Below are 16,719 nucleotides of genomic sequence, written 5' to 3' on the forward strand. Positions count from 1 at the left end.
CGGTAGAGCGGAATCAGACTGTTTCAGAGTCCGAAAAGGTTGATGTTGCTGCGATTGTTTCAGATAATCTATCGGCTATAGAAGGGACTTGGAAAAGTGTTAGAGGGTAAAAAGGTTTAGAATTAAAGGGTATAAGATGACATTTCTATCAAGCGATGAAGAGTTTCCTTATACGATTGCAAATCTCCATGAAGCTGCAGGGCGGCAGAATGAATATTAGAAGAGATTAAGGCAAGTCCACCCCAATATGCTTTGTACGCGCCAGGCGAGCCTCTCATGGTAAAAGGATACTATTTGATGGCTTCTGTTGGCTTGATTTCATCGTCTTTCACAGTCGCTAAAGTGGTTCGTGATAACCAAGAAGACGAGAACGACTTTGCGGATTGGAAAGAAAGTAATACACAGTCAGAATAGAAAATAGAAAAGGTGGTATTTTGCTTGCAAAATGCTACTTTTTTTGATATGATAAATAAGTTGCAAAAAGCAACAAATACTCATCTGAAATGAATCGTGGAGCTGTTGCCCTAGTGGTGGTTGTGCGAGCTGAAATTTCAGAGAGGAAAAAACAAAAAAGGAGAAATACTCATGGCAGTAATTTCAATGAAACAACTCTTGGAGGCTGGTGTACACTTTGGTCACCAAACTCGTCGCTGGAACCCTAAGATGGCGAAATACATCTTCACTGAGCGTAACGGAATTCACGTTATCGACTTGCAACAAACTGTAAAATTGGCTGATCAAGCATACGACTTTATCCGTGATGCCGCAGCAAACGATGCAGTTATTTTGTTCGTTGGTACGAAAAAACAAGCAGCTGAAGCTGTAAAAGACGAAGCAATCCGTTCAGGTCAATACTTCATCAACCACCGTTGGTTGGGTGGAACTCTTACAAACTGGGGTACTATTCAAAAACGTATCGCTCGTTTGAAAGAAATCAACCGCATGGAAGAAGAAGGAACTTTCGAAGTTCTTCCTAAGAAAGAAGTTGCATTGTTGAACAAACAACGTGCACGTCTTGAAAAATTCTTGGGTGGTATCGCAGATATGCCTCGCATTCCAGACGTTATGTTCGTAGTTGACCCACATAAAGAGCAAATTGCTGTTAAAGAAGCGAAGAAATTAGGTATCCCAGTTGTAGCGATGGTGGACACAAACACTGATCCAGACGATATCGATGTGATTATCCCAGCTAACGACGATGCAATCCGTGCTGTTAAATTGATCACAGCGAAAATGGCTGATGCAATCATCGAAGGAAACCAAGGTGAAGATAGCGTAGCAGCAGTTGAAGCTGAATTGGCTGCAGAACCTGCATCTACTGAATCAATCGAAGAATTGGTTGAAGTAGTTGAAGGCGACAACGCTGAATAATTTGTAAATCAAAAAACCTAAGGGGGCGGGGCGGAGCCCTGTCCCCTTGTTTTATAGTAAAAGGAGAAAACAATGGCAGAAATTACAGCTAAGCTTGTAAAAGAATTGCGTGAAAAATCTGGTGCTGGTGTCATGGACGCGAAAAAAGCATTGGTTGAAACTGATGGTGACATCGATAAAGCGGTAGAATTGCTCCGTGAAAAAGGAATGGCAAAAGCAGCTAAGAAAGCTGACCGTGTAGCAGCGGAAGGTTTGACTGGTGTTTATGTTGACGGTAACGTTGCAGCAGTTGTGGAAGTAAACTCTGAAACAGACTTCGTTGCGAAAAACGATCAATTCGTAGCGCTTGTTAAAGAAGCAGCTGAAGTGATTGCTAAAGGCAAACCAGCTAACAACGAAGAAGCTCTTGCTTTGACAACTGCATCAGGTGAAACCTTGGAAGCAGCATTCGTATCAGCAACAGCAACTATCGGTGAGAAAATCTCATTCCGTCGTTTTGGTTTGATCGAAAAAACTGACGCTCAAGCCTTTGGTGCTTACCAACATAACGGTGGCCGTATCGGAGTTATCTCTGTAATCGAAGGTGGCGACGAAGCTCTTGCAAAACAAGTGTCAATGCACATCGCTGCGATGAAACCAACAGTTCTTTCTTACACTGAATTGGATGAGCAATTTGTCAAAGACGAGTTGGCACAATTGAACCACAAGATTGAACAAGACAACGAAAGCCGTGCAATGGTTGACAAACCAGCATTGCCATTGTTGAAATATGGTTCAAAAGCTCAATTGACAGACGCTGTGATTGCAGAAGCCGAAGAAGCGATCAAAGCTGAATTGGCTGCTGAAGGCAAACCAGAACAAATCTGGGACAAAATCATTCCAGGTAAAATGGACCGCTTCTTGCTTGACAACACTCAAGTTGACCAAGCATACACACTTCTTGCACAAGTTTACATCATGGATGACAGCAAGACAGTTGAAGCTTACCTTGATTCAGTGGGTGCTAAAGTAGTTGACTTCAAACGTTTTGAAGTTGGTGACGGTATTGAAAAAGCTTCAAATGACTTTGAAGCAGAAGTTGCAGCAACAATGGCCGCAGCTTTGAACAACTAATCAATAAATGAAGACTAGGAAGGTTCCTAGTCTTTTTTTGTCCTTGCTTTGTATTGAAAATCAATTTGTTTTAATAGGATTACACTGATAGTGAGTAAAATGTAGATTGGTATTCTCAACATCTTTTCAAGTCTTTTTCAGACAAGGGGTGTATCTTGTGATATGATAGGATCAAGGAGAATTTAGACATGACAAAGACGATTGGAATTATTGGAATGGGAGTCAGCGGTTTTGCGGTACTGTTGGCCTTTTCTCAATTGCCTAAAGATGAACAAGAAACACTAACGATTGTTTGTTTTGATGATTCGGATCATTTTGGACGGGGGATTCCTTTTCAAGAAGACGTGGAGATGGCTTTGATCAATTCGCCGATTGATGACATTTCCTTCGATTATCGGAATATGAATGACTTTACGGATTGGATGAGAGAAAATGGCTATGATACTGGTCATCCCTATGTTAGTCGGAGCCTGTATGGGCAGTACATGAAGGACCGAGGGGAGTCCCTTATGGCACAGATACAGGCAAGGCTAGTTCGAAAACGAGTGGAGCAGATCCACTACCTTTCTGAAAGTCAACAATGGCAAGTAGAAGTCGAAGGCGAGAGAGTGCCTTGGGTTTTTGATGAGATTCATTTAGCTTGTGGTGAGTTGCCAACCATCGATCCTTATAAGTTGGAGGGGAATCCTTGCTATATTGCCAATCCTTATCCCATTTATTCGTTGGAAGAGATAATCAAGAAGAATAGAACAGTCGCTGTGGTTGGAATGGGATTAGCAGCTGTTGATGTCCTGAAATGGTTGCTCCATCAGACGAAAATCAAAGTAGTTGTATTTTCACGATCAAATTATTTCCCAACGGTTCGCATTATGGGGGGGCAGCAGCCCAGTTGGACAGTCATGATAGATGCCAAATTTGAAGAATTACGCCAGAAGAAAGACTTCTCTTTTACACAATTTGAGACCTTGTTTCAGAGTGAATTAGCAGCTCTTGGTTTTGAAAACTGGAACCAGGCCTGTTCGACCTATTTAAAACCAGGAATCGAAGGTCTTCGTCTAGCGGATAGCTATCCGAAACAACTATATTTATTGCAACACTTGGCTTCACGTGTGGCCGATTGGTTTACGGATCTTTGGCCTTTGTTGTCAGATTCAGATCGAGAAGCCTATAAGAGGGTTTATCAAAAGCATATTGTGAATCTCCGTAATCCAATGCCAGAAGACTCAGCGCGTGATCTCATAGCAGCGGAAGAGGATGGTCGACTCACTATTTTGAAAGAAGTGGTGGACATTGAATCCTTGGAACAAGGGTTTGCGATCGGAATCAAAAATCAGCAAGAGACACGTGTGGTCGACTTTGTGGTTAATGCGACAGGGTACCATCTCAAGCCTGACAATCAGGAAAATGCCACTCCGCTTTTGAAACAAATGTTGGATGATGGCTTTATTCAAATTGACGCTCAAGGTGGGATTAGTGTGCTTGTTGACTCTGCTAAAGTTATTTCGCCACGTTTTGGAACCGTTTCTAATCTCTATGCTCATGGAGAATTGATCAATGGCCTTATCTACCAAAATAATTCTACAATTAAAATTCAAAAAATGGCAGATAGAGCAGTTCAGGCTAGTCAAAGAAAAAAATTCGATAGAGATTGATTTTTGAGAGAGAAGCCCCCTATTTGTTTTTTGACCAATTAAAAAGTACAGAGATTTAGGCCTCTGTACTTTTTATTCTCTTGTCCAATTATGCTTGGATAAAATCGATGATTTCTTCTACAGACAGAGAGCTATCGCAACGTACTTCTACGCCATTTGCTTTGGCATGGAGTAGTCCTGGTACTGTTGGAACATTGTATTCATTGCGAAGGTCCGCAATTTCTTGTGCAGAGTAAGCAGGACTTTGTGTGTGCAAGAAATAAACGGTCCAGTTTTCAGCTTTTGCTGCAGTAGCTAATTTTGGAATAAAGCGGATGCAGTATGGGCAGGTATGGCGTCCCAAAAAGAGAATAGCGCCATCTTTTGCTTCTAACAGCTTGCGGGCTTCACTTGGTGATACCGCTTGAAAATCTTGGGCAATGGTCATAAAATCTGTTGACATTTTTGTTCTCCAATCGTTTTTTGCATTACTCTGTAAGTATAATGAAAAGCTAATGATATTGCAAAAATTTGCTACGCTTCTATCTTGTGGTAAAAAGGCAATTTCTTGATAAAAAGAGTTGTGAATGCTATAATAGTCAATAATAGTCAGTAAGAGAGGGGTTTGTATGAAAAACACATCGGATTACATTGAAGAGCACATCAAATCGATTTTAGAGCGTGTCAATGTGGCTGAATTAAAACGAAGTGAATTGGCGAGTCGATTCGAAGTGGTGCCGAGCCAGATTAACTATGTGATTAAGACACGATTTACGGCCAGTAGAGGCTACATTGTAGAAAGTAAGCGTGGTGGTGGTGGCTATATTCGGATTGGGCGCATCACGTTTTCTGACAAGCATGAATTGGTCCATGACCTGCTTGAAAATTTGGGAGAGAGTCTGTCTTGGGCGGTCTATTCAGATATCTTGCAGTTGTTATTTGATGAGAAATTGATGACCGAGCGCGAGGGAAATATTTTGTTAGCAACTGGAGCAGAAGACGTATTAGGACTGGAAGCGAGTCAGATTCGTGCACGTATGATGCGGCAAATTTTGCGGCGTTTGGATAGGAAAGAGGAGTAGAATGGAATTTTCAATGGGATTGCAACGTGTGTATGCGGATGCTCAACTAATTGCACAACGGTATTCTTGCCAGTACTTAGAGACCTGGCATTTATTATTGGCCTTTGTGGTTAATCATGATACCATTGCAGGTGCTGCCTTGGCGGATTTTCATCAGGATATTGATGAGTTTGAACAGGCGACGTTTGCAGTAACGGAGCGTAGTTATGATGAAGCGATGGGAGCCAGTACAGTGTTACCAGTTTCTAAGCGATTGGAAGAAGTAGAAGAGGCGGCAAAGAAGATTGCCTCTGCTGTAAAAGCACAGCGATTAGGAACAGAACATGTTTTCTATGCGATCTTACTAGACCGTAGATCAACTGCTGCCCAAATTTTAGACAAGGTTGGGTTTACTTTTGAGGGTAAGGAAGACTCCTTTAAATATGCCGATCTTCGTAAAAATCTAGAATTAAAAGCTGGTTTTTCAAAAGAGGACATCAAGGCCATTCGTGTAGCTTTAAAAGGCAATGGAGGGCAAAAGCCGTCCATGGCCAGTATGATGGGAGGGATGCCTCAGCCACAAAGCGGTGGTTTGGAGGACTATACCCGTGATTTAACAGCACTTGCAAAAGCGGGAATTTTAGAACCAGTCATCGGACGTGAGGAGGAAATCTCACGAATGATTCAAATTTTGTCCCGAAAAACCAAAAATAACCCTGTTTTAGTTGGTGATTCAGGTGTCGGAAAAACGGCGTTGGCCCTTGGTTTGGCTCAGAAAGTAGCTGCCGACGCTGTTCCTGTCAGTCTAAAAGGAATGCGTGTTTTGGAATTGGATTTGATGAATGTGATTGCAGGAACCCGTTTTCGTGGGGATTTCGAAGAGCGCATGAACAACATCATCAACGATATTGAAGAAGATGGCAAGGTCATCTTGTTTATCGATGAATTGCACACCATCATGGGATCTGGTTCAGGAATTGATTCGACCTTAGATGCTGCCAATATTTTAAAACCGGCCCTAGCTCGTGGAACGCTTCGGACAATTGGTGCAACAACACAAGAAGAATACCAAAAGCACATTGAAAAAGATGCAGCCTTGGTGCGTCGGTTTGCCAAAGTCACGATTGAAGAGCCAAGCGTGGAAACCAGCATTGCTATTTTACAGGGTTTGAAAGCATCTTATGAACAACATCACCGCGTTCGAATTTCAGATGAAGCCGTTGAAACAGCTGTTCGTTACGCAAAACGCTATTTAACCAGTAAAAATCTGCCAGATTCAGCCATTGATCTGTTGGATGAAGCCAGCGCAACTGTCCAAAATGCGTTTAAGCAACCGGCTCAAGAGCCTGATTTTTCAGACCTAGAAGCAGCTTTCTTATCCAAGAAATACAAAAAAGTGAGCCAATTATTGGCAGTTCAGAAAGAAGCAGTGCCAGCAACTAGCGGCTTGACCGTAACGGTGGATCATATTTTGGAAACCTTGAGTCGTCTGTCGGGGATTCCTGTAACCAAGCTCACCAAGACAGATGCCAAAAAATACCTACAATTAGAAGCTGAATTACACAAGCGAGTGGTCGGTCAAGAAGTAGCCATTTCTGCTGTCAGCCGGGCGATTCGCCGCAATCAGTCAGGCATTCGAACAGGCAACCGGCCGATTGGATCCTTCCTTTTCTTGGGGCCAACAGGGGTTGGTAAAACAGAATTGGCCAAGGCGTTAGCAGAAGTTCTTTTTGATGATGAATCGGCCTTGATTCGTTTTGACATGTCTGAATACATGGAAAAATTTGCGGCTAGTCGTTTAAACGGTGCCCCTCCAGGCTATGTAGGTTATGAAGAAGGTGGCGAATTGACCGAAAAAGTTCGCAACAAACCTTATTCAGTCCTCTTGTTTGATGAAGTTGAAAAAGCTCACCCAGACATCTTTAATGTCCTCTTGCAGGTCTTAGATGACGGTCAGTTAACGGATAGTAAGGGACGAAAGGTTGACTTCTCAAATACCATCATTATCATGACCTCAAACCTTGGTGCGACAGCGCTCCGAGATGATAAGACTGTTGGTTTTGGAGCTGTTGATTTGTCTCAGAGTCAAGAACATGTCGAAAAACGCATTTTTGAAGAGTTGAAAAAGACTTACAGACCTGAATTTATCAATCGGATTGATGAAAAAGTCGTCTTCCATCGCTTATCTGACAAAGAAATGCAAGAAGTTGTTACGATCATGGTCAAGCCACTGGTTTCTGTTACAGAAGAAAAAGGGATTGGCTTGAAACTGTCACCAGCTGCTTTGAAATGGTTGGCAAAAGAAGGCTACGATCCTGAAATGGGAGCAAGGCCGCTTCGCCGTATTATTCAGACAAAAGTTGAAGATTGTTTGGCAGAAATGCTTTTGAAAGAAGAATTGCGAGCAGGCGACACCTTGAAAATCGGTGTGTCAGCTGGACAATTAAAATTTGAGGTCGTAAGACCCTAAGATAGAGTAGAGAGAAAATGAAAAAAACAGTTGCTGTAATTTTTGGGACCTTCGCACCCATGCACAAGGGACACATCGATCTGATTCAACGGGCGAAACGGGCCTGCGATCGAGCAGTTGTGATTGTATCGGGTTATGAAAATGACCGTGGCGATAAGATTGGTCTGGCTTTGAACAAACGGTTTCGCTATATTCGTGAGACTTTCTTTGATGACTCTCTGGTTTCTGTTTTGAAACTAGATGAAACAGGGATTCCACCCTATCCAGAAGGGTGGGAGCCGTGGTTAGAACTGTTGCAATCTATGCTGAAATTGGCAGAGGACGAGGAGTTGGTGTTTTATGTCTCGGAGAAAGAGTATGCGGCTGAATTGGAATCACGTGGTTTTCGTGCTTCTTTTACGGAACGAAACTTTGGGATCTCAGCGACCTTGATTCGGCAATATCCGATAAAATATTGGAATTTCATTGCCCGCCCGTTCCGCCGTCATTTTTCAAAAAATGTCCTGGTAGTCGGCTCTGCTTCAAACGGTAAGACAACCCTGGTCAGGGATTTGGGGCGGTACTATTCGAGTCCAATTTCGCTAGAATACTCTCGTTACTACCAAACCAAGTATAATGTTCGAGATGATGAGTTGACAGGAAAAGATTACAACTATTTGTTAACAGGCCAATACCGCCAGACCTCTGATGTGATTGACTCCGATAGCAATCGTGGTCTGGTGATTGCAGATACCAATGCAACTGTTACGCAGGCATACTATGATTACTACATTGGAAGAACCTCTAGTTCCTTCCATTCGCTTTGTGCCGATACCGTAAAGAATGAAAAGTGGGCCTTAATCCTCTTTGTACTTCCAACTGGAGACTATGTGGACGATGGCTACCGGGATATGAGTATGAGCAACCAGAAAATTCGGGAAGAATTTACAGAACAGCTTAAGCAATTGGTCTTTGCTAACCATCCAGATACTCCAATTGAGTTTATCGGTGGCTCTTATTCAGAGAATTATCAATCAGCAATTGAATTGATTGATCAGGTTTACCAAGATCCTGAAGAACAACAATAAAAAAAGACCGTATGGTCTTTTTTTATTTGCCTTGAATGGCTTGATTAAAGAGGGCTTCCACTTCGGAAATAGTTTCTGCCTTGGAAACAGCGCCCCGAATTTTGGCAGCACCAGCTGTTCCTCTTAGGTAGTGAGGGGCCAAGCCACGGAATTCACGGACAGCAACGACTTCTCCTTTGAGATTGGCAAGACGGGTCAAATGGTCGTGAGCGACCTTGAGTTTATCTGCAAAGGTCAAATCAGGAAGGACTTCTCCGGTTTCAAGGTAGTGGTTGATTTGGTTGAAGATATAAGGATTTCCCATAGCCGTACGACCGACCATGACAGCGTCAGCACCGACTTCTTCAATGCGTTGGCGGGCTTCTTGGACACTGCGGATATCGCCATTAGCGATAAATGGAATCTTGGTTAGGCTCTTAGCAACATTGCTGAGGGTTTCCAGATCTGCGACACCGGTGTACATTTGTTCCCGTGTGCGGCCGTGCATGGCAAGAGCGGAAACACCAGCTGATTCAGCAGCTAGGGCATTTTCAATAGCCAAGTCCGCATTGGACCAGCCTGTCCGCATCTTGACGGTCAATGGAATATCCAAGACAGAAGTGACTTCTTTGACGATGTGGTAGATTTTTTCAGGGTCTTTGAGCCATTTGGCTCCTGCTTCATTTTTGATGACCTTGTTAACGGGGCAACCCATATTGATGTCTACGATATTGGCCTTGGTATTTTGCTGGATGAAATCTGCTGCTCGTTTCAAGCCTTCTGCATCACCCCCAAAGAGTTGAATGGACATAGGAGCCTCATTTTCTTCGATGTGGAGCATGTGCAGGGTTTTTTCGTTATTGTAAAGGAGTCCTTTTTCAGAGATCATCTCCATGACTACTAGTCCAGCTCCCATTTCTTTGGCGATAGTCCGAAAGGCTGAATTGGTCACACCAGCCATGGGTGCAAGGACCGTTCGATTGGGGATTTCTACATTTCCAATCATAAAAGGGGTATTAAGATTTGTCACGAATGAGTTCCTCCAGGTTTTCTTGGGTGAAGTGGTAGTGTTTTTGACAGAATTGACAGGTAATGTCGCAACCTTGGTCTTGGTCAATCATTTCTTGTAGGTCGCTATTTGGCAGACTAGCCAGTGCATCTAAGAAACGTTCTTCTGAGCAATCACAGCTAAAGGAAACCGATTCTTCAGAGAGAATTTTATAAGCATCCTCGCCGTAGATGGCTGTTAATAGGGCTTCTGTATGGCTATCAGAGGCTAATAAGGTCGAAATAGCGGGCATGTTTTGCAGTTGTTTTTCAAACTGATGGATTTCGGCTTCTGTTGCACCAGGTAAGACCTGGACCATGAACCCACCTGCGACTTTGACCTTGTCTTCTTCATCTAAGAGGACGTTAAGACCAACAGCAGAATTGGTTTGCTGACTTTCGGTCAAAAAGTAGGCAAAGTCTTCTCCAATTTCACCTGAAATAAGAGGGGTCATAGAGTGGTAGGGATGGCCCATACCATAGTCTGTGATGACTAAAAATTGACCTTGCCCAACCAGTGGGCCGACAATGACTTCACCAGTCGCGGTTTTTTTGTAGTCCAAATCCGGATTGTGAATGTAGCCTTTGACTTGTCCTTGGGTATTGGCCACGCTAATGATGGCACCAGTCGCTCCTTCGGCCAATACTTTCAAGGTCATCTTTGTTTGTCCCTTTTCATTGGCTGCTAGAAGGAGATTGGCCATCAGGCTTCTTCCAAGGGCAACGGTTGAAGAAGCCATGCTATCGTGTTTTTCTTGTGCTGTTCGTACGGTTTCAGTTGCATCTAGGACAAAGGCGCGGAAATGCCCGTTGCTAGATAGAGTTTTGATTAATTTATCCATAGCTGTTATTTTACCATAAAATAAGAGACTTGAGCAGAGAATTGCTTTATGAAAAGAAGTAAAAACAGATGAATAACTAGTTTCATCTGTTGTAGGGCTCTCTAAGTCTTATTGTGATTTTTGAGACATCAATCGTAAACTAATTTCGAATTGAGTCATTTCATTTTCATTTAATTGACGTAGATTTTCATCTAGGTCTGCATCAAACTGTTGAATGGCCAACTTTGCTTTCTCCAGTCTCTCTTGGGCCATATAAAAATCTTTTGGGGATTCTTTGATTCGCAGATAGGTCTCAATAATATCTTCAAATCGTTCCATGGCACTTCTATGCATGACCTCTAATTCGGCTGCATTTGGAGCGTTTTTGATTTTCTTAATGATGGCAGCGTGGTCTTTTTGGATATTTTGATAAAATTCCAGGATTTCTGGTGCCATCTGCACAATCATCTCTTCCTTGTTTTGAGGTTGAACAGGAGCTTCAGATGGGGTTGGCGCATCGATAGCTTTCAGCATGTTGATTTGTTTTTGAATCGTTTGTGATGTCTGGATGAATTCTTCAGTAGGGATGTGTTTTTGGAGATGTTGAAGGTTAAAGGAAATATGCTGCAATTCCTTCAAAATATGCTGGGTTCCATATTGTGCTTCAGATTTTTTATCCTGTTTTAACAATTCCTGTACCCGGAAATAATCATTTTCTGCTTTTCTTAAATCGTCCTTTAAAAGGTTCAGTTGTGAGGATGCCAAATGTTGCTGCTTGGTTTTCTCCTTCTTAATGGCATAATAAATCCCGTATCCAATTCCACTGAAAATGAGAATGGGAATCAGATTTTCTAGAATAAAGATAACTGCTACAATTCCTGCAATAATGAGGAAAAAAAGGAAAAAATTATTGGTTGAACGTTTAGGGTACTGTGCCATGTTTTCTTCTTTCTTAATTCAAATGTATCGATACAATTGTACTCCAAATTGCTAGTAAATTCAACAGCTACAAGAAATGTTTTAGCAAAAACAGCCGATCGCAATCGGCTGTTTGTTTAGGAAATGGTTGGGACTTCAGGGAAGAGTTTCATGAGAATTTTTTTGGTGATGATTTGCCCTGGCCCCTCATGGCAATAGGTATGCATGTACATAGACGGATTGAAATTTAGTTCAATACAGGTACAGTTCGGGTCGGTTTTTGTAGCATTAGCCTGCGTATCTGGGATAATCAAGTCCACTCCACAAACCCAAGCTCCAATGGCTTCAGCCATCTCAGCAGCCAACTGTTTGAAGGATGGATCCATACTATCTGTCACATCGATGGAATCCCCACCTGTTGAAATGTTGGAGTTACCACGCAATTCAGCTTTCACCCCTTTTGGCAAAATGGTATCAACAGTATAGCCTTGTTGGGCCAACATGAGCTGTTCAATCTTGCCTAATTCAATAATCTCTAAAGGAGAACGGTGGTCTCTGCCTCGCAGGGGATTTTGATTTTTTTGGGCCACCAATTCGCTGATGGTGTGGTTGCCGTCTCCGACGACATTGGCCGCAACCCGAAGCAAAACGGCTTCGCATGTTCCATCTAGAACAAAGAAACGGTATTCGGTTCCTGGGATAAATTCTTCGACCAAAACATCGGTGTCTTCAGCAAACGCGATATCCAAGGCTTTTTCATAGTCTTCAAACGTAGCAGGCTCCTGGAAAATGGAAATGCCAAGGCCAAAATTGGTTGATTTTGGCTTGACAACGATGGCTTTTCCGGCAAATTGTCCATAAGCCTGTAAGGCCTCTTTTTTAGAGCTGAACTCATCTCCTGCTGGTACTGGGTAGCCAGCTTCCCTTAGGATTTTTTTGGTCACGGTTTTGTTAGCCATGGCCAAGGGGACAACGTAGGTGTCTTTGGAAGTCATGTTGCCATTTTTGACATATTCAACATGGTCTTTGTGCCAGAGTTTTAAGAATTGGTCGTTCTCATCTAAGATATCCACGTGAATTCCCATCTGGATGGCATCAAATAGGACCATTTGCGTTGACAATTCCATGTTTTCATAGCCCTTTAAGGCATAAGGCGCTGTCCAGAAATAATCATGGAAGGCGCGACCTTGCTTGCTACCAAAGTTTTCGATAGACTGGTTATTGGTTTCATTGACCAGGCGACCGCTGATGGTTAAGGCTGGATTGGAGATGGCTTCTTTAACAGTATTGAGTAGTTCTTGGTGGTAATCCCCTAATTCAAAATGATTCACGACTTCCTGCATCGCAGACAAGATGGTAGTGACTGGAGCCTCATCTGGTAAAGCTTGTAAGGGATGGGCCAGGGCAATGGCGTTGTTTAAGGCATTGGCTCTGGCTAAATATGCATCAACTTCCGCCATAGGAGGTAACCACAATAGGGATAGGGCAAATAGATGCACCGTATCCAGTGTTTCTTGGTTAATGCCAAGGGCTTCAAAAGGATTCAAATCAAAGCAACGGAACTCTAAGTATTGGATACCTTTACTTAAATAGTCTCTGCTTTTTTTACTGCCTCTTAGGCGAACCGCAGAATAAAATTCTTTTTCTGCGGACAATTGGCCATTAGCGACGGCTTTTTCGATATTTTCCACATAAGTTTCCAAGCTTGAAAAGGAAATCTGTACTTCATCAGCATTGACATAGCCGTGGTGGCTGTTTCGAAGGGAACGAACCAAGTCACTAGGACCATTTTCTAAAAAGCCGTCTTCAGCCAAAGGAGTAGCGCCGTACAAGTAAGTTAATAGCCATCGGTAGTGTAAAAACTGTTGGCTCAAGTGGAGATACAAATCATTTTTAAAGGCAACGAAATCTGTATAGCCGCTTGCAGCAAATAGCGCTTGTGTTAGGTTTTTACCAAGCTCAAAGTTATAGTGAATCCCACTCATGGATTGCAAGAGTTTGCCGTACCGTTCCCCAAGCCCCACTCGGTATTGGTATTCCACCTTGCTATCTAAAGTGGCAATCTGAATTTCTTCGGATTTTACTTTTGGTGGCATGGATAAGGGCCAGAGGTATTCGTCTTGGCTCATTGACCGAGCAGCAACATCTGTGATAGCTCCTAACAGGCGCAAGGCCTCTTTGGTAGAATGTGCCACTGGTGTAATCAGTTCCAGCTGGGACTCGCTGTAATCAGTCTGGATATAAGGGTGGAAGGAACGATTGCCTAAGATCGTTGGATGACTTGTTTGGGCAATTCGATTTTCTTGGTTGATGCGCATCGATTCTCGTTCGATACCAAATGTTGCTTCTAAGATAGGCCAATTTTTTGGTGCTTGTTTGAGTAGATTGGATACATTCATGAATTTTTCAGACTCCTAAATAATACTTCTATTTTATACCCTTTCAATATGAAAAACAAATTTTTGCTACGTTTGTGTAAATGGGAATAGAAGTGACTAAAAAGCTTGATTTGCGACCGAAAATCAGCTGGAATATTCGCTTTTTCTATTTTTCGAGTCTTATCTTGAAAAAATGTTCGTTTTTTTTTATAATAAAGTGTAAGACAAACTCGCAGGTGAGATTCCTGCCACTTGTTTTAAGGAAAGGTATGGGCTTCAGGTCCATAAAGAAACATAAAAAATGACATCAGTAGTAGTTGTTGGTACCCAGTGGGGAGATGAAGGAAAAGGGAAAATCACGGATTTTCTTAGTCAAGATGCAGAAGTGATTGCACGTTACCAAGGCGGTGACAATGCAGGACATACCATCGTCATCGATGGAAAAAAATTCAAATTGCACTTGATTCCGTCTGGTATTTTCTTCCCAGAAAAGATTTCGGTCATTGGAAACGGTGTTGTGGTCAATCCGAAATCCTTGGTAAAAGAATTGGCCTACTTACATGGAGAAGGTGTATCAACGGAAAGCCTACGTATTTCAGATCGTGCCCATGTCATCTTGCCTTACCATATCAAATTGGACCAGTTGCAAGAAGAAGCAAAGGGTGACAATAAAATTGGAACAACTAACAAAGGAATCGGTCCAGCCTATATGGACAAGGCTGCCCGTGTCGGTATTCGGATTGCGGATTTGTTGGACAAAGACATCTTTGCGGAACGTTTGCGCATCAATCTAGAAGAGAAAAACCGTCAATTCACCAAGCTCTATGATTCTACGCCACTCAATTTTGAAGAAATCTTTGAAGAGTATTATGAGTATGGCCAACAAATCAAGCAGTATGTGACCGATACCTCCGTTATCTTGAACGATGCCTTGGATGCAGGAAAACGCGTGCTCTTTGAAGGAGCGCAAGGGGTTATGTTGGATATTGACCAAGGAACCTACCCATATGTTACCTCATCAAATCCAGTTGCCGGTGGTGTGACCATTGGTTCAGGAGTTGGCCCAAGTAAAATCAACAAGGTTGTTGGGGTGTGTAAAGCCTATACTAGCCGTGTAGGTGATGGGCCATTCCCAACAGAACTCTTTGATGCAACAGGCGACCGCATTCGTGAAGTCGGAAAAGAATACGGAACAACGACCGGGCGTCCACGCCGTGTTGGTTGGTTTGACTCTGTTGTCATGCGCCATAGCCGTCGTGTTTCAGGGATTACCAACCTATCCTTGAACTCCATCGATGTCTTGTCTGGCTTGGATACCGTCAAAATCTGTGTAGCCTATGACTTGGATGGTGAGCGCATTGACCATTATCCAGCTAGCTTGGAACAGTTGAAACGCTGCAAACCGATTTATGAAGAATTGCCAGGCTGGCAAGAAGATATTACAGGTGTCCGCAGTTTGGATGAGTTGCCAGAAAATGCCCGCAACTATGTTCGCCGTATTGGTGAATTGGTAGGGGTACGGATTTCGACCTTCTCTGTCGGTCCAGGTCGTGAACAGACCAACATTTTAGAGTCAGTTTGGGCCAATATCTAAGAAAGATTGAAAGGACAAGTCAACGTTCTTATCCTTTTCTAGTTTTAAGTGGCATTTTGTCTCAGAATAACGTATAATCATTAGTATTAGTAAAAAGAAGAGGTGAACAAATGGAACAATTGTTATTTCCCGTTTTGATGTTGGCAATGGTTGGGTTTATGTTTTATTCGCAACGCAAACAACAAAAAAACCGGATGGAAACATTGAATCAAATCAAAAAAGGTGACGAGATTGTCACAATCGGTGGCTTGTACGGCATTGTAGATGAGTTGACAGAAGACAAGGTTGTCTTAGATGTTGACGGCGTCTACTTGACCTTTGACCGTTCTGCCATCCGTAACCGGGTCACTGCAGCTACTGCTCCAGTTGTGGATGCGGCTGAAACACCTGAGACACCAGAAACAAAAACTGAAAGTGCGATTGAAGAATAACTCCTGTTATTCTTTTTTCATTAAGGAGACAGCATGAACTACAAGGATTTAATGGAATCAGGAGAAACCACCTACTTGGAAACAGACCGTTTCAAGCATTTTAAAGATGCCCAGATGTCGGAACGCTATTTTTCCAATTACATCAGCTACAAAACCAATCCAAGCCTCCTAAATTTCCAGCAAGACATGGCCTATTTGGCTACGGAGCAGGCAGGTTATGCCAGCGATTATTCCTTTGTCTTTTTTGCGGAAAAAGCAGAGCTGACAACTGAACTCAAAGCCCATCTGGAGGAGGCAGGATTTGAGACCTTAAAACACCTAATTTTTACTAATCAGGTTACCAACCTTCGTCTCTCAGATAAAAGTTTACCAGACGTCAGTATTGTTCCTCTAGGCGATTTGTATCGGGAGGCTTATTTTGCCAAAAAATACCAAGATTACCTCGCCTATGGCACTACCTATGCAGACCAAATGCAGCTGTCTAACCAAGCAGGCTTGCCAAAGCCGGGCTCCCAGATTTTCTTGGCAATCAAAGAGGAAGAGATTATTGGAGACGTTACGGCCTGGTACTTTGGTGAATTTGTGGAAGTCGATGACTTCCGTGTGGACGATGCCTTTCAAGGTCAAGGCATTGGGTCAGCCCTTCAAAAAGCAGCCATTGCGGATTATGAACAGGTAATCTTGATTGCAGAAGAAGAGAATCGGGACATGTACCAGCATCAAGGTTACCAAGAAGCTTCCTGGTATTGGACGGCTTTAAGAAGCCCGCGTTCTTATACAAACAAAGAATAGGGTGTAGGGCAAGTGGTAAGCTTGTTTTCATGGTTTGAAATATGGT

14 protein-coding genes and 1 pseudogene are annotated in these 16,719 nt (G+C 42.8%); 10 read left to right on the forward strand and 5 right to left on the reverse strand.

From position 1 onward, the window contains the following. Positions 1-252 precede the first annotated feature (252 nt). From ACVR1I_RS07315 to ACVR1I_RS07330, 4 genes and pseudogenes are all read left to right on the forward strand, one after another. A pseudogene (locus ACVR1I_RS07315) lies at positions 253-414 on the forward strand (YiaA/YiaB family inner membrane protein); the annotation flags it as partial. 171 nt (positions 415-585) lie between these two features. Beyond that, on the forward strand, positions 586-1,371 hold the full coding sequence (gene rpsB / locus ACVR1I_RS07320) for a 30S ribosomal protein S2 (protein WP_447443367.1): 786 nt from the start codon (positions 586-588) through the stop codon (positions 1,369-1,371). Between the two features lie 72 nt (positions 1,372-1,443). Continuing rightward, positions 1,444-2,484 carry a translation elongation factor Ts gene (tsf, locus tag ACVR1I_RS07325; RefSeq protein WP_447443368.1) on the forward strand — a complete coding sequence of 347 codons (1,041 nt, stop codon included), beginning with the start codon at positions 1,444-1,446 and terminating at the stop codon, positions 2,482-2,484. A 188-nt stretch (positions 2,485-2,672) separates the two neighbouring features. Continuing rightward, the gene (locus ACVR1I_RS07330) at positions 2,673-4,136 is read left to right on the forward strand and encodes an FAD/NAD(P)-binding protein (protein WP_447443369.1); all 1,464 of its coding nucleotides are present in this window, start codon (positions 2,673-2,675) and stop codon (positions 4,134-4,136) included. Positions 4,137-4,224: 88 nt separating this feature from the next. Here ACVR1I_RS07330 and ACVR1I_RS07335 read toward each other — a convergent pair whose 3' ends face one another. Continuing rightward, on the reverse strand, positions 4,225-4,578 hold the full coding sequence (locus tag ACVR1I_RS07335; protein WP_447443370.1) for a thioredoxin family protein: 354 nt from the start codon (positions 4,576-4,578) through the stop codon (positions 4,225-4,227). A 166-nt stretch (positions 4,579-4,744) separates the two neighbouring features. Between ACVR1I_RS07335 and ACVR1I_RS07340 the strand changes: the two genes are divergently transcribed. The 3 genes from ACVR1I_RS07340 to ACVR1I_RS07350 are packed head-to-tail and all read left to right on the forward strand — an operon-like array spanning position 4,745 to position 8,713. Next, the gene (locus tag ACVR1I_RS07340; protein WP_447443371.1) at positions 4,745-5,197 is read left to right on the forward strand and encodes a CtsR family transcriptional regulator; all 453 of its coding nucleotides are present in this window, start codon (positions 4,745-4,747) and stop codon (positions 5,195-5,197) included. 1 nt (position 5,198) lies between these two features. Next, complete coding sequence (locus tag ACVR1I_RS07345) at positions 5,199-7,646, forward strand: ATP-dependent Clp protease ATP-binding subunit (RefSeq protein ID WP_447443372.1); 2,448 nt, start codon at positions 5,199-5,201, stop codon at positions 7,644-7,646. A gap of 17 nt (positions 7,647-7,663) precedes the next feature. After that, positions 7,664-8,713, forward strand: a complete 1,050-nt coding sequence (locus ACVR1I_RS07350; protein WP_447443373.1) for an AAA family ATPase — start codon at positions 7,664-7,666, stop codon at positions 8,711-8,713. 22 nt (positions 8,714-8,735) lie between these two features. Here ACVR1I_RS07350 and dusB read toward each other — a convergent pair whose 3' ends face one another. The 4 genes from dusB to gshAB all read right to left on the reverse strand — a co-directional run bounded on the left by dusB (position 8,736) and on the right by gshAB (position 13,877). Beyond that, positions 8,736-9,722 (reverse strand): tRNA dihydrouridine synthase DusB, encoded by a 987-nt coding sequence (gene dusB, locus ACVR1I_RS07355; protein WP_447443374.1) that lies wholly within the window; start codon positions 9,720-9,722, stop codon positions 8,736-8,738. Next, positions 9,709-10,581, reverse strand: coding sequence for an Hsp33 family molecular chaperone HslO (hslO, locus tag ACVR1I_RS07360; RefSeq protein WP_447443375.1), 873 nt, complete (start codon positions 10,579-10,581; stop codon positions 9,709-9,711). Before hslO ends, dusB begins: the two co-directional genes overlap by 14 nt. Before the next feature lie 108 nt (positions 10,582-10,689). Next, positions 10,690-11,499: a hypothetical protein gene (locus ACVR1I_RS07365; RefSeq protein WP_447443376.1), complete on the reverse strand. Its 810-nt coding sequence runs from the start codon at positions 11,497-11,499 to the stop codon at positions 10,690-10,692. 116 nt (positions 11,500-11,615) lie between these two features. Next, positions 11,616-13,877 carry a bifunctional glutamate--cysteine ligase GshA/glutathione synthetase GshB gene (gene gshAB / locus ACVR1I_RS07370; protein WP_447443377.1) on the reverse strand — a complete coding sequence of 754 codons (2,262 nt, stop codon included), beginning with the start codon at positions 13,875-13,877 and terminating at the stop codon, positions 11,616-11,618. Positions 13,878-14,157: 280 nt separating this feature from the next. Here gshAB and ACVR1I_RS07375 point away from each other — a divergent pair, with 280 nt between their 5' ends. The 3 genes from ACVR1I_RS07375 to ACVR1I_RS07385 all read left to right on the forward strand — a co-directional run bounded on the left by ACVR1I_RS07375 (position 14,158) and on the right by ACVR1I_RS07385 (position 16,673). Next, on the forward strand, positions 14,158-15,450 hold the full coding sequence (locus ACVR1I_RS07375) for an adenylosuccinate synthase (RefSeq protein ID WP_447443378.1): 1,293 nt from the start codon (positions 14,158-14,160) through the stop codon (positions 15,448-15,450). Between the two features lie 110 nt (positions 15,451-15,560). Further along, the gene (yajC, locus tag ACVR1I_RS07380) at positions 15,561-15,881 is read left to right on the forward strand and encodes a preprotein translocase subunit YajC (protein ID WP_447443379.1); all 321 of its coding nucleotides are present in this window, start codon (positions 15,561-15,563) and stop codon (positions 15,879-15,881) included. Positions 15,882-15,914: 33 nt separating this feature from the next. Next, positions 15,915-16,673: a GNAT family N-acetyltransferase gene (locus tag ACVR1I_RS07385; RefSeq protein WP_447443380.1), complete on the forward strand. Its 759-nt coding sequence runs from the start codon at positions 15,915-15,917 to the stop codon at positions 16,671-16,673. Positions 16,674-16,719: the final 46 nt, after the last annotated feature.

This window comes from Streptococcus cameli (genome assembly GCF_053207365.1).